At 67.1% G+C, this 13,649-nt stretch carries 12 protein-coding genes; 5 read left to right on the forward strand and 7 right to left on the reverse strand.

The window, feature by feature from the left end:
* Positions 1-46: 46 nt before the first annotated feature.
* Complete coding sequence (locus ACFXHA_RS32405) at positions 47-571, forward strand: PadR family transcriptional regulator (protein ID WP_379362856.1); 525 nt, start codon at positions 47-49, stop codon at positions 569-571.
* Between the two features lie 46 nt (positions 572-617).
* Here the strand turns inward: ACFXHA_RS32405 and ACFXHA_RS32410 are convergent, their stop codons facing one another.
* On the reverse strand, positions 618-1,184 hold the full coding sequence (locus tag ACFXHA_RS32410) for a TetR/AcrR family transcriptional regulator (RefSeq protein ID WP_379362858.1): 567 nt from the start codon (positions 1,182-1,184) through the stop codon (positions 618-620).
* Positions 1,185-1,332: 148 nt separating this feature from the next.
* Between ACFXHA_RS32410 and ACFXHA_RS32415 the strand changes: the two genes are divergently transcribed.
* Entirely contained in the window at positions 1,333-2,781 is a 1,449-nt protein-coding gene (locus ACFXHA_RS32415) for an MFS transporter (RefSeq protein ID WP_379362859.1), read from the forward strand.
* A gap of 57 nt (positions 2,782-2,838) precedes the next feature.
* Here the strand turns inward: ACFXHA_RS32415 and ACFXHA_RS32420 are convergent, their stop codons facing one another.
* On the reverse strand, positions 2,839-3,402 hold the full coding sequence (locus tag ACFXHA_RS32420) for a flavoprotein (protein WP_379362861.1): 564 nt from the start codon (positions 3,400-3,402) through the stop codon (positions 2,839-2,841).
* Between the two features lie 285 nt (positions 3,403-3,687).
* On the opposite strand from ACFXHA_RS32420, the gene ACFXHA_RS32425 reads away from it, so the two are divergent.
* Positions 3,688-5,124, forward strand: a complete 1,437-nt coding sequence (locus tag ACFXHA_RS32425) for a DUF222 domain-containing protein (protein WP_379362863.1) — start codon at positions 3,688-3,690, stop codon at positions 5,122-5,124.
* A gap of 457 nt (positions 5,125-5,581) precedes the next feature.
* Here the strand turns inward: ACFXHA_RS32425 and ACFXHA_RS32430 are convergent, their stop codons facing one another.
* The 4 genes from ACFXHA_RS32430 to ACFXHA_RS32445 all read right to left on the reverse strand — a co-directional run bounded on the left by ACFXHA_RS32430 (position 5,582) and on the right by ACFXHA_RS32445 (position 10,518).
* On the reverse strand, positions 5,582-7,264 hold the full coding sequence (locus tag ACFXHA_RS32430; RefSeq protein WP_379362865.1) for an MFS transporter: 1,683 nt from the start codon (positions 7,262-7,264) through the stop codon (positions 5,582-5,584).
* Between the two features lie 94 nt (positions 7,265-7,358).
* Positions 7,359-8,384 carry an alpha/beta hydrolase gene (locus ACFXHA_RS32435; RefSeq protein ID WP_379363449.1) on the reverse strand — a complete coding sequence of 342 codons (1,026 nt, stop codon included), beginning with the start codon at positions 8,382-8,384 and terminating at the stop codon, positions 7,359-7,361.
* A gap of 212 nt (positions 8,385-8,596) precedes the next feature.
* Positions 8,597-9,004, reverse strand: coding sequence for a hypothetical protein (locus ACFXHA_RS32440; RefSeq protein WP_379362867.1), 408 nt, complete (start codon positions 9,002-9,004; stop codon positions 8,597-8,599).
* Positions 9,005-9,141: 137 nt separating this feature from the next.
* A complete protein-coding gene (locus ACFXHA_RS32445; RefSeq protein ID WP_379362869.1) occupies positions 9,142-10,518 on the reverse strand; it encodes an ABC1 kinase family protein in 1,377 nt (458 codons plus the stop codon).
* A gap of 104 nt (positions 10,519-10,622) precedes the next feature.
* Between ACFXHA_RS32445 and ACFXHA_RS32450 the strand changes: the two genes are divergently transcribed.
* Entirely contained in the window at positions 10,623-11,354 is a 732-nt protein-coding gene (locus tag ACFXHA_RS32450; protein ID WP_379362871.1) for a TetR/AcrR family transcriptional regulator, read from the forward strand.
* Here ACFXHA_RS32450 and ACFXHA_RS32455 read toward each other — a convergent pair.
* Positions 11,271-12,461, reverse strand: coding sequence for an esterase/lipase family protein (locus ACFXHA_RS32455; protein WP_379362873.1), 1,191 nt, complete (start codon positions 12,459-12,461; stop codon positions 11,271-11,273). The two genes, ACFXHA_RS32450 and ACFXHA_RS32455, sit on opposite strands and share 84 nt — an antisense overlap.
* Before the next feature lie 174 nt (positions 12,462-12,635).
* On the opposite strand from ACFXHA_RS32455, the gene ACFXHA_RS32460 reads away from it, so the two are divergent.
* The gene (locus tag ACFXHA_RS32460) at positions 12,636-13,643 is read left to right on the forward strand and encodes a MaoC family dehydratase N-terminal domain-containing protein (protein ID WP_379362875.1); all 1,008 of its coding nucleotides are present in this window, start codon (positions 12,636-12,638) and stop codon (positions 13,641-13,643) included.
* Positions 13,644-13,649 lie beyond the last annotated feature (6 nt).

Raw genomic sequence — 13,649 nt, forward strand, 5'->3', positions numbered from 1 at the left:
AGCCTCCAGTTACGACATGTCAATAGTGGAATGTAGAGTGATTCTTATGAGTCTCCGGTACGCCCTGCTCGGATTGCTGTCCGAAGGCCCCGCCAGCGGCTACGACCTGCTGCGCACCTTCAAGGATTCGCTCGCCAACGTCTGGCCCGCCACCCAGAGCCAGATGTACACCGAGCTCACCAAGCTCGCCGACGCCGGCCTCATCGAAGTCAGCGACCAGGGCCCCCGAGGCCGCAAGGAATACACCCTCACCCCCGCCGGCCTCGACGACCTCCGCGCCTGGCTCACCACCACCAGCCCCAAACGCAACGTCCGCAACGAGGCCCTGCTACGCATCTTCTTCCTCGGCGTAATCCCCCGCGACCAGGCCCGCGCCTACCTGGCCGGAATGCAGGAACGATCCGATCAGGCGCACGAGGAGCTGATCGAACTCGAGCACGCCGTCGACTGGACCGACAGCAACCTCTCCCGCTACGGCCGCATCGCCCTCGAATACGGCGAACGCATCACCGCGACGAACCGGGAATGGGCACGGTGGGCGCTGGAGCAGCTGCCCCCGGAAGAGGGCTAGCCGGTTGACAATTCGCCCGGCGGATACGCCGGGATACCCGCTCCGATCACAGCAATCGGTCGACCAGACCGTCGATGTAGTCCGGCGTGAGCGGGACCAGACCGAACAGCACGCGGATGTACATCGGGGCCATGATGTGGTCCAGCACGGCTAACGCGTCGGGTGGGTGCTCGCCACGGTCGCGGGCGCGGTCGAGCATGGACTGCAGTTGCCGCGTTCGCTCGGTGAGCAGGTCCTCACCCGCCTGCACACCGTCTCGGCCGCTGCCCGACAAGGCGACGGCCAGGCGCACCACCGCCAGCCCGTCCGGTCCGGTGATCTCGCGGGCCACGTTGGCCGCGTAGGTGCGCAGATCGCCGTCCAGACTCCCGGTGTCGGGCATCGGCGACCGCGCATTGAGGCGGGCGAGCGCGACGTCGCTGAGCAGTTTTTCCAGGCTGCCCCACCGGCGGTAGATGCTGCTGTCGGCCACTCCCGCGCGGGCCGCGACCTCGCCGACGGTGAAGTTGCCGTAACCGCGCTCACTGATCAGGTCGGTGACGGCCTGATGCACCACCGCGCCGACGCGGGCACTGCGCCCGCCGGGGCGTCGGCCTCGCTGCTGCTCGTCCATGCCCTCACCTTAACGCAGTTGCCACTTGCGTTTGCGAGGCGCTCTCCTTATGGTCGTCTAACGCAGTCATGGACTGCATTAGCTCGCCGAGGTGTATCGCCGTCCGCGTCCACCTCGGCCACGCGATCAATGATCGAGAGGAATTCCCGTGGCGAAATCGCATGCGGCCCAAGACAGTCGATCGAACCGGGCGGTGCTGCTCGCGGTGACCTGCCTCGGCCAATGCATGGTCCTGCTCGACAACACGATCGTCGGAGCGGCACTGCCCGATATGCAGCACCGGCTGCACACCGGGTTGACCGGCCTGCAATGGATCGTCGACGCCTACGTGCTGCTGGTCGCCATGCTGCTGCTGTCCGGCGGCATTTTCGCCGACCGATTCGGCCGCAAGCGCGTGTACCTGACCGGCGTCGTGGTGTTCACCGCCGCGTCGGTGCTGTGCAGCTTCGCGCCCTCGCTCGGCTGGCTCGTCGCCGGCCGGGTGCTGCAGGGCATCGGGGCCGCGGCGCTGAGTCCCGCCTCACTGGCCCTGCTCGCCGCCGCGTATCCCGTTCCGCAAGAACGAATCAAGGCCATCGGCCTGTGGGCCGGATTCAGCGGCATCGGCCTGGCAGCGGGGCCCGTGGCAGGTGGCGTGCTGACCGATGTCTTCGGCTGGCCCGCCATCTTTCTGGTGAATCTGCCCATCGGCCTGATCCTGCTGGTGGTCGGCCGGCGCAGTCTCGTGGAGACCCGCAACCCGAGCGCCCCGGCCATCGACATCCCGGGCACGGTGCTGTCCGTGCTGGGGGTGGGGGTGCTGACCTACGGGCTGATCGAGGGTGGCGCCCGCGGCTGGACCTCCCCGGTGATCCTGGGCAGCTTCGCCACCGCCGCAATCATTCTCGCCGCTTTCGTCGCCGTCGAAGCGCGTCGTACCGCACCGATGCTGCCGCTGCAACTGTTCCGGCAGCGGCTGTTCACCGTGTCCAACACCGCCATGATCGTCGTGGGTTTCGCGCTCATGGGTTCGTCGTTCTTCTTCTCCCAGTTCTTCGTGTACGTCCAGGGCAGCTCGATCCTGCGGGCCGGTCTGCAAACCCTGCCGGTATCCCTCGCCATGGTGATCGTCAGCCCGTACGCGGGCCGGCTCGCCGCCCGCTACGGCTTCCGCATCGTGGTCACCGTCGGCCTGGCCCTGGCCGGACTCGGCCTGCTGGCGCTCGGCATGGTGCACGCCGACACCGGCTACGAAAACGTCTGGTGGCGACTGGGAGTCGTCGGCATCGGCTTCGCCCTGACCATGTCCCCACTGACGGGAGCCGCCATCCAAGCGGTCAGCCCCCAGGAGGGCGGCCTCGCCTCGGGCATCAGCAGCACCACCCGCCAGATCGGCGCGGTACTCGGCGTAGCCCTCCTCGGCGCCATCGTCCGAACCCGCCAATCCGCAGGCGCCTCCTTCGAATCCGGCCTCAACACCGCCTTCGCCGCAGCTGGCGTAATCACCTTGGCCACAGCAGTTTTCACCGGCCTGTGGCTGACCAAGCCCAAGCCCAAGCCCACCGAAGACTCCACGACCCCGCACCACCCCACCGAAGTGGTGGAACTCGCGCATTGACCGAGCGAGGTCTCCGGTGGCGATGACTGCGTTTCAGGTAGCGCCCGTATCAGGCGGCTAGCTCTCAGCCGTGCGCCACGGGTGGGCCAGCGCCGCAGTCCACGCTTTCTCCCAAGGGAACAGATGAATGTAGTCCGCGCCGGTACCGGGCTCGTGCAGTTCATAGACGTCGTCACCGGCCAGCATCGTCACGCCCCACTCGGACAGGTTGCGCACCGCGGTCTGAAGCGCCGGAAAACTGAGTTGCGCCCGGTTGGAGTAGGGCACGGCCACCACGGGCAGGCGCTTGCCGATTGCTTCGACCAGCAGCCCGAGCGGCAACGTGTCCGAGATCCCGGCCGCCCACTTGGCCAGCGAGTTTCCCGTGAGCGGAGCGACGATCATGGCATCGGGCGGGGGCAGGATATCGGGGGCATCGGGTTCCTTGCACTGGCTCCGCACCGTATGCCCCGTCTGCACGGCGAGCGCGTCGGCATCGATGAACCGGCGGCCGTCCGGGGAGGCGATCACACATACCTCCCACCCGTCGGAATGAGCGAGATCCACTAGCTTGCCGACGTCGCGGGCGGCGGGCGAACCGGTGACGATCGCGTACAGAACCGGTTGCCGGTGATCGTTCATGCCCACCAGTCTGTCAGTCCGACAGCAGAATCGGCCCTCACAGTGAGGTGCCCAGCCAGCATCTCAGTCGCTGTACCAGGAAATCGTCGAAGACAGCCGGAACATCGCATTCGGACTAATGACCTAATACAGGGGCTGGATCAACGAATTCACCAACCCTCTCGATGCTTGGCGGGCAATCGAATTCAAGCATTTCCCAGCTACGGGCTAGATTTGTTTCTGAAACTCCTTATATCACAATGTAATTCGGTTCGAATATGTGTGCGATGGGAGTAGAATGGGGGTATGACCAGCGGCGCAACGGTTCTCGACGACATCACGATCGCAGACGCGATCGCGATGCTCTCGCAGGCCACCGACGCACTGTTGCAGGGGTCGCTGGCATCGCTGTCCGATGGTGAGTTCGTTGCGGTGATGCGCGACTACGAGATGGGTAAGCGTCGCCTCGCGGGGTTCGAGCACCGGCTGATCGACGGCGTCGAAACCCGTTGCCTGCCGCAGAAAGCCGGCTGGAAGGCGCGCACCGACAAATACTTGGAAGCCACCCTGCACCTCGGGCACGCCGACGCCGCCTCCCGCGTGCGCGCGGCCGGACTGCTGGGCACCCACCAGCAGGATGGGCAGGTCGTGCCGCCGGTGCTGGCTTCGACGGCGGAGCTGCAGGAGCAGGGACGGATCTCGGCCGATCACGCTCGTGTGATCGCCAAGCTCGTCGACCGGATCCCGGACAAGACCGACCCTGTGCAGCGTGAGGTCACCGAAGCGCAGTTGGCGGAGCTCGCGACCCGCTCTACCCCTGATGACCTGTCCAAGGCTGGAGCTCGCGTCCTCGATCGCCTCGACCCCGACGGTGAACTGACTACCGAGGCCGACCGTCAGCGCCGCCGCGGCGTGGTCTTGGGTAAGCAGGGCATCGACGGTATGTCCACGATCAGCGGCGAACTCACCCCGACCGCACGCGCGCTGCTCGACCCGATCTTCGCCGACCTGGCACGGCCCGGCATGTGCAACCCCGCCGACCCCGAAAGCCCCTGGCAGGCAGAAGGAATCACCGCTGAAGTGCTGGAGGCCGCTGCCAAGCGTGACACCCGCACTGCCGCGCAGCGTCAGCACGACGCTTTGGTGGCGTTCCTGCGTCCGGAAATGGGCCCGACCAACCTCGGTCAGCACCGTGGCCTGCCCGTCTCCACCATCATCACCATGAGCCTGGCCGACGTCGAGGCCGCCGCCGGTGTCGCGACCACCGCCTCCGGCGGCACCGTCCCGCTGCAGGAAGCGCTGGTCCTGGCCGAGAAGTCCAAGCCGTTCCTGGCGATCTTCGACCACCACGGCCGCCCCCTGCACCTGGGCCACAGCAAGAAGAACCGGCTCGCCAACCCGGCGCAACGGCTGGCGTTGATCGCCGCCGAGCGCGGCTGCACCCGCCCCGGCTGCAACGCCCCCGCCACCTTGACCCAGGTCCATCACGTCACCGACTGGGCCAAAGGCGGAGCGACCGACATCGAAAACCTCACGCTCGCTTGCGATGCCTGCCATTCCCTGGTGGGTGACGGCCCGGACAACTGGAAAACGGTTGTCATGCCGCGCGATTCCGAGAATGCCGGGCGTATCGGCTGGATCGCACCCCGGCTTGTCGACCCGACGCAGACCCCGCAGGTCAACGATCGTCACCACGCGGGGGAACAAGCGACCGCCGCGTTCGAACGGTCGTTACGTCCCTAATTCTCGTGGCAGCCTCACCAAAGGTGGGGCCCCTCGGGTTGCTTGCCCACCGAAATAGCTCCTCCGACACCGGCGTACGCAGAAACTGAAAAGAAGAAGTGTGGTTACGTCACCTGCCCTACCGGACCTGGGCTGACGCCGAGCCGGGAGCCGCAACCCGCCGATCCCAGCCCACGGACCGCACGCATCACCAACTCGAGACAAAACAACAAACGACACCCCGCCGAGTGGCACATATTTCAGGACGAATCACCCAAAACCCCTCCGAAATGTGCCACTCGACGAAAGGAACTCGGGGTGGGGGCATCTCGAGGCTCTTTGACAACTCCACAGAGACGATGAACGGCCGCACCGCAACCAGGCTGGAACCGCCGGCAGGCCAGCCCAACCCAGCCACCTACCTACTCCTCCTCCTGGCCGCTTTTGTATTTTGGCTCTTGTTCTTTCGTCTTTGCAGTTAACCCTCGTGGTGGGTCGGCCGACGCGGTAGCCAGAAGCTGGCAAGCAGAGCGAGCGCTCCGGTCCCGATGACCACCCAGAGCGTGCGCTGGAACGAACGACCGAAGTCATCGGCCATCGCGGTCGAGGCCGCCGTGCCCATCGCACGTTCGATGGCGGGCGAGGGCGGGGCTGATTGCGGTCCGGCAGCCCGGCAGGAGGCGGGTTCGGTTTCAGGATCGGAGGCTCGGACTCGGTCGGTGAAGCACGCACCGAATTGGGCGAAGATTTGATCCTGGGCGTCCGGTGGAATGTCGGCGGCGGTGAGTTCGGCGTGCACTTGGGGCTGGATGTGGGAGAGGGCGGGGGCGGCCTGGGTGCCGAGGAGGCCGAAGAAGACGGTGCCGAGTGCGGCGATGCCGATGGCGGAGGCCAATTGCTGGGTGGTGTTGAAGAGGCCGGAGGCGGATCCTGCGTCTTGGATGGGGACGTCAGTCAGGGAGAAGTCGACCAGTGGGGCCACCACCAGGCCCATGCCGATACCGCCGATCAGCAGGGGGACGATGAATTGGGTGGAGGTGACGTGTGGGCCGAAATGGCTTACGGTCCAGATCAATCCGACGAGGCCGGTCAGGTAGAGCACCAAGCCGAGCTGCAGCGCCGCGCGCCCGATCTTCGGCACCAGCAGGCCCGCGGAGACACCGGCGAACATCGGGACCGCCATCCCCCACGGCAGACCGGTCAAGCCCGCACGCAGCACGCTGTATCCGAGGCCGATCTGGAAGTACAGCGTCATGGTCATGAAGAAGCCGATGACGCCGCCGAAAAACAGTGCTGCGGTGAGCAATCCACCGTCGAACGTGCGTAACCGGAACAGCCGCAACTCGATCAGCGGGGATCCGACGGTCGCGGCACGGTGCCGCTGATAGGCGAAGAACACCACGAATACCGCGACCGACGCGGCGACACATCCGTAGGTCCACAGCGGCCACCCGGCCTCGCGGCCCTGGATCAGCGGGTAGACCAACAGGAACAGCGCGACGCTGCTCAGCACGACACCGAGGATGTCGAGCCGTTCCGCCTGTGGCGCATGCGATTCCGGGAGCGCGAAGTACGCGGCCGCCAGGGCCAGCAGTCCGATCGGGACGTTCACGTAGAAGATGGACCGCCAGCCCAGTCCCCCGATGTCCCCGGAGGTCAGCAGCGCGCCGAGGATCGGGCCGCCGACGGTGGCCAGGCCCGCCAGGCCGCCGAAGGCCGCGATCGCCTTGCCGCGTTGCGCGGGCGGATACATCACCTGGATGGTGGCGAGGACCTGCGGCACCATGAGTGCCGCGAAAGCACCCTGCACCAGCCGATAGGCGATCAACTGGTTCGCACCGTACGCGGTACCGCACAGTGCGGAGGCGGCGATGAAGCCCGCGACGCCGATCAGGAACAGGCGGCGACGGCCGAAGATGTCGCCGAGGCGGGAGCCGGTGATGAGGACGATCGCGAAGGTCAGTGCGTACCCGCCCGCCACCCATTGCACGCTCGACAGCGGTGCGCCCAGCTCGCGTTGGATCGGTGGGAGCGCCACATTCACGATGGTGTTGTCGAGCAGGTCGAGGAAGTAGGCCAGCAGCACCACGATCAGGGCGACGGTGCGGCGACGGCCGGTGATGGGAACGTCGGTGTCGACAGGTGCGGTGACGGCGTTCATGACACTCTCCTGGTGAGTGGAAATCACGCTTTGCCGACGACCAGCCTTACATGAACCGACCAGACGGAATGCTGGAACCGGTCGAATCGCGCCCTTACAGGCCGAGACCGTGCGCGAGGATCGGCCAGGAGGCGGGGAATTCGTCGTTCCAGTAGCCCCAGGAGTGGGTGCCGTACGGGTGCAGGTCGACGGTGACGGGGATGCCGAGGGAGGTCAGGCGGTCGGCCATGTCCCGCGTGCACTGGTCGACGGCCGCCTCGAGAATGCCGCCGACCAGGATCTGGTTCACGAGACTGTCGGTGGCACCGGCGAAGTGGCGGTCACCGGCACGATCGTGCGGGCCGGGCAGGCCGTTGCCGCTGGACAGGTAGAGGTCCAGTCCGCGCAGGGCCTCGGCATGCAGGTAGGGATCATTGGCCGCCCACATCGGATCGCCGGGCGCGCCGTACATGTTGGCCGCGTCGCCACCGCCGAAGGCCACGGTGAGCCGGACGAACGCCTGGCCGATCGGATCGGCGATGCGGGCGCACCCGCTGTAGGCCGCCACCGAGCGGTACAGACCCGGTTTGGCGATGGGGAGCTGCAGCACCGAGGTGCCCGACATCGATACGCCCGCAAGCCCGTTCACGCCGGAGGTGCGGAGCGCGGCGTCGATGAGCGGGGGTAGCTCGTCGGTCAGGTAGGTGGTCCATTTCATGACGCCCAAGCGTGGATCCGCCTGCCGCCAATCGGTGTAGTAGGAGGCCGCGCCGCCCATCGGCTGCACCACATTGACGTTCTTGTCGGCCAGGAACTCGAACACGTCGGTGCGCCGGGCCCACGACGCGGCACCGGTGCCCCCGCTGCCGCCGCTGAGCATGTAGAGCACGGGTCGCGGCACGGAGGTGTCGGCCGGACGTTGCACCTCGACCGGGAAGTCCGCGTTCATGGCGGCCGAGTGGACGGTGAACTCGAGGTGGCGGCCGTCGACGACGTGGGTGGCCACAATGGTCGAACCGTCGGGAGAACTCGGCGAGTCGGCCGGATCGTCGGTCTCGGCCACATCGGGTTCGGCGGCGGCCGGAAGATCGAACGGGCTGGCGGACAGCGCGATCAGAACCACCGCCGCCAGCACGGCCATGCTGCAGATGATCGAACGGATTCGCACGTCCGGGGTCCTGGTTCTCGTGTGCCGCCGGACGCGCGCGCCCCGGCGACTGTGCTTGCGACGGTCATGACCGCCGCGCACCCGACCTACTGCGCATCGGGCACGCGGCGGCGAGTCTGACAGCTGCCCGCTAACGGCAGGTTTCGACTTGCTGTCGCGCAGCGGGCAACTCGCGCACCGGCGGTTCAGCCCAGGGTGAGGAGCTTGGCCGTGCCGGAGACGACGGTCTCGCTGCGATCCACCAGCGCGACGCGAACCTGCACGCCCGCGCCCGAGGCCAGGGCGGGCTGCCCGGGTGTGGCGGTGAGCGCGATGGTCGCGTTGTGCTGGGAGCCGTCACAGGTGACCGCCGTCTGGCTGCCGGTCGCGGCCGGGCCTTCCGCGTTCGGGTCGCCGACCATGGCGTCGATGCTCGCCACCCCCGCACCCGATTCGCAGGTGTACTCGATGGCGACCGACGACGCGGTGGCCGAGTCGACGGCGATCGAGTTCGCGGCGAAAGCCGGTGCCGCGGTGAGTAATCCGGCCGCACCGAGTGTCGCCAGGGCCGTGACGACACCCGCCGAACGCCACTGATTCCGAATGGTGACCATGAGTTTCGTTCCTCCTGAGCCTCGGACATACGGAAAGCCGACATACCGGGAAAAACGTGCGGCCTGGTTCGCGCCGCTGGTCACCATGGTCCAACCCGTGACCCCGATCGTGTGGGAGACCCGCACCACGCGGCGCGTCACGCGCCGAGTTCGGACCGCCATTGCCGGATGCCGCGGCCGATCTCGGTCACCGGGGATTCTCCGTAGAGCCATTCCCGCGCGATGCGGTGCCAGTTGTTGGTGGCCCGCAATTGCCCGAGGGTGGCGAAGGTGAGCAGGTCCGCGCGGCGGGAGAAGACGTGCTCGGGTGGCAGCGACTGCCGGCGCAGCCCCCGGAATTCGGCAGACCGCGGGTCGATGGCGAGGACCACCGCGGTGGTCGCCAGTTCCGGCGTGGCCGTGATCTCCTCGTCGAGCAGGTGCCAGCCCGCGGCGGCCCAAACGTAGTCGAGGACCTCCGCCGCGGCGACGCCCGCGTCGGGGTCGATGATGCCGCGACCGACCCAGTGCTCGTAGAGAAAATCAGCGCGCCCCTCGCACGCGGCCCGCAGTCCGGTGCGCTCGTATTCCACATCCACGGCGGCCATCCGGTGGTACAGGCCGAAATCCACGAAGCCCACCCGGCCGCTCGAATCCAGCAGGATATTGCCGGGATGCGGATCGCCGCAGAACTCGTAGTCGGTGAACAGCGCGCTGATGTAGAAGCGGTAGACGAGTTCCCCGATATGGTCGCGATCGGCGTCGGGCAGGGCCCGCATCCCCTCGAACGATTCCCCCTCCACGTACTCGGTAACGAGAACGTGGTGCGTGCAATACCTTTCGATGCTGTCGGGCACCACGATGTAGGGGTGACCGCGGTACCGGGCCGCGACCCCATGCTGGACGCGGGCCTCGCGCACGTAGTCGAGCTCTCCCCCGATATTGCCGGTGATCTCGTCGAGGACCGCCGCGTCACCCGCACTGGGCAGCACGGATCTCAAAAGGCCACTGAGCATTTGGAGATTGCGCATGTCCGCCCGGACGGCGTCGTCGACGCCCGGGTACTTCACCTTCACCGCGACGGTCCGACCGTCACGCAACCGGGCCCGGTACACCTGCCCGATCGACGCCGCGGCGACCGGTGTCTCGTCGAACTCGGCGAACACCCGCGACAGCGGTCCGAGATCTTGCTCGAGTACCGCGCGCATGGCACTGGACGGCACCGCCGGTGCGCGATCGCGCAATTCGGCGAGCTTGTCGCGGAACAGTTCTCGATGCGATTCGGGTACCAGGTCCAGGTCCAGCACCGAGAGCATCTGCCCCAGCTTCATGGCCGCGCCCTTCATGCTGCCGAGCACCGTGACCAGTTGCTGCGCGGCCTGCAGCGAGGAGCGTTCCGCCAGGACCCGGCGGGCCTGCTCGGGTCGCCCGATCATCGACAGCCGGGTCCCGAACCCGCGGGCGGCCTGCCCCGCGGCCAGCCGCCCGAGACGGCCGCCGCGCGCGAGGCGGCCACGGGGCAGTTCGTGGGCCATGCGATCCTCCACGACGTTGTGACGCAACAACATACCCGACCGGTTTCGATCTTCGAGGGCTAAGCTGAGCATCGCTCATTTTCATTGCAGCAAGGAGGCTGCGGATGCCGTCCAAGGCCGTGCGCAACCGCAGGCGTCCGACCCAGCAGCGCGCCAAGGCGACCCGCGAGCACATTCTCGATACCGCCGCCCGTCTCTTCGGCGAGCGCGGCATCGCCGAGACCTCGACCAACCGGATCGCCGCCGAGGCCGAGGTGAGCATCGGCACCCTGTACCGGTACTTCTCCGATCGCGGCGTCATTGTGGAAGAACTGCTCGGCAGGCTGCTCGAGAACATCGAACACCGCTTCACACAATGGGTTTCCGGACTGTCACGGCAACCGACGACGCGATTGTTCTCCCTCGGTGAGCAACTCATCACCGAACTGCTGGAGGTCTTCACCGAGGAATTGGTCGCCAATGCCAAACTGGTGCGCGCGCTGGTGGCGGGCGTGCAGTTCTACAGCAGTGGCCTGCCCGAGTTCGAGCCCCGGCTGCGGTTGCTGGTCAAGGTGTTGCTGATCCAGATTCTGGGCCCGGGCGACGATCACCGCTACGACATGATGACCTTCGTGCTCATCAACACCGGGTTCGCGAGTGTGCTGCGGGTCTCGGCGCTCGAGGTCGGCAGCCAGGAACGGCAGGAGGCCATTGCCATGACCGCCCGCATGCTCTCCGCCTGGATCGAGGCCGAGTCGCGGACACCTGGCGGGTCAGAGCGATCCGCCGCCGCCCAGCAGCCACGGGTTGATGGTGCAGTCGAGGTTCGGATGCTGCACGGGGTCGAGCGCGCGTAGCACGATCGACAGCGCCCGCGGCGAGTACATCATCGTCAAGTGATCGGAAACGTCCTGCTCGCAACCGTCTTGGAGGGTGATGTTCGAAACCCGCGCCCCCGGACCCGCTTTCAGGAAGGTGAGGTCGTAGGGGTTGGTGATCTCGTCGTAGCGGGTACCGACGACGGTGTAGTCGATGCCCGGGACCGTGTCACCGTTGGCATTGAGCTGGTTGACGAAGTCCGAACCGATGGTCTGCTGGATTCCGGCGTGCCCCACGAAGATCTCGACGAGGCCGAGCACGTCGATGCCGAAGTTGTTGATGGCCCGGCCGAGTGCGCCGATGCCGTCGAGCGAGGTGCCGTGGTTGGTCGCACCCAGCGTGATCATGTTGTGCACCTTGCCCGCCCCGCCCTCGAACTTGGTGTACCAGTTCGACATCGGCCCGCCCTGCGAGTGCGCGACGAGATCGACCTGGGACGAGCCGGTGGCCGCGAGCACCCGATCCACGAAGGCGGACAGTTGTTTCGCCGAGTCCTGGATGTAGCCGGTGCCCATGGTGCCCGGCAGCACCGAGCCCAGCCCGCCGCCTTCGATCAGGTTGGACCGGCCGTAGTTGAGGGTGAAGGTGCAGTAGCCCGCGTCCTTGATGGGTTGGCCCATGAACGCGAAACCGTTGTAGGCGTTCATCCAGGTGCCGTGGACCAGCACCACCGGCCGCGGATGCGCGGCCGACGGTTTGCAGTTCCAGTCGTTGGCTCCCGGCGGGGTCGCGTCCGGATTCAGTAACCCGTAGCCGAAGGCCGCCAGCCATGAGGTCATCGACGGCCCGTAGCCCTTGGTGTCGGAGGAGTAGCCGCCCGAGGAGCCGGAGCTGGATCCGCTGCCGCCGAAACAGTTCCCGGAGCCGTTGCCCGAACCCGCGCCGCTGCCGGAGGTGCACGCCGATCCGGAGTCGGCGATCGGCGCGCTTTTCACGCCCGCCGCGATGTAATCCGCCAATTGCTGTTCGGTCGGCGCGGATTGGGGATCGGCATCCGCGCCCGCACCGGAGAATCCGACTGCCAGTAGAGAAACCCCCAAAAATACTGCTGTCCTTACCGTCTTGCGGCGCGTGTTTCTTCTCATTTCATGCCTTCCTGCATCGAAACCGCGCTCAAGGTAGGCCGCCGCACGACCGCGCCAGAAGGGCTGCCGCCGAACCTTGGACCAGTTCACGAATTTCCGGCGGATTTCGGTGAAATATCCAAATATCCCGCCGATTCCACGCGGGCGGATTCGCGGGATGAATTATTGATATTCATGAACCACCGAACTGCGGCCGCCGGGGCCGAGCAGGCGCGGGCACTGGTCGGCAGGCACTACCGGTGCACGCGGACCTTCCCCGTGGAGCGGATGCGTATCCGCGAGTTCGCTCGTGCCGTCCAGGCTTTCCATCCCGCCCACTGGCACGAGGCCGCGGCCGCCCGGCTGGGTTTCGACGCGGTGGTGGCCCCGCCCACCTTCGCCGCGGTGGTGTGGCAGCAGGCGCGGCGTGAAATCCTCGAGCAGCTGATCACCGGGTATCACACCGACCGGGTGGTGCACGTGGACCAGACCCTCGACATCGGCCGTCCACTCCTGGCGGGTGACGTGCTGACCTGCGACGTCTACTTCGAATCCTTCCGGCACTTCCGGTCTTTCGACGTCCTTTCCGTCGTCGCCGTGCTCACCGACCAGCACGGAGTGCCGGTCCAGCGCGGCTCGACCGCGCTGCTGGCCCGCACCGGGGACCACGAGCACGCGTCGATGCGGGTCGCCGACGCCGGCTTCGGCACGGCGGATCCGGTGGTGTCCACCGGTGTGCGCCACACCCGGCTGCCGCGCACGCGCATCGACTTCGACCGGCTCACCGTGGATACCCGGCTACCGACCGCCGCCACCACGCTGAAGGCGAACGACCTCACCGATTACGCACGCGCCGTGGGCCATCCACCCGCCGACGGCCTGCCCGCCCCCGGCCCCCGAGGCGACGGTCCGGCGCTGGTCGCGCCCGGCATGCTGGTACTGGCGCTCGCCGCGGGTTATGTCACCTCGTGGACGCGGGATCCCGCCGCGGTGATCAAGTATCGGGCCGAATTCGCCAATCACGTCCACTATCTGACCGTGCCACGCCTCGCGGACGCGGAGATCGACTTCACCGGCCGGGTGATCGCCCGCGATGAGCGCCGCCGCACCGCGACCGTCGCCATCGAGGCGAAATCGCAGGGCCGCAAGATCTTCGGCTACGCGAGCGCGGAGGTCAGCTTCGCGCCTGCGATCCACCGCTGACCCGGG

Origin of the sequence: Nocardia sp. NPDC059240, assembly GCF_042753865.1 — a bacterium.
In the GTDB taxonomy this organism is placed as follows: domain Bacteria; phylum Actinomycetota; class Actinomycetes; order Mycobacteriales; family Mycobacteriaceae; genus Nocardia.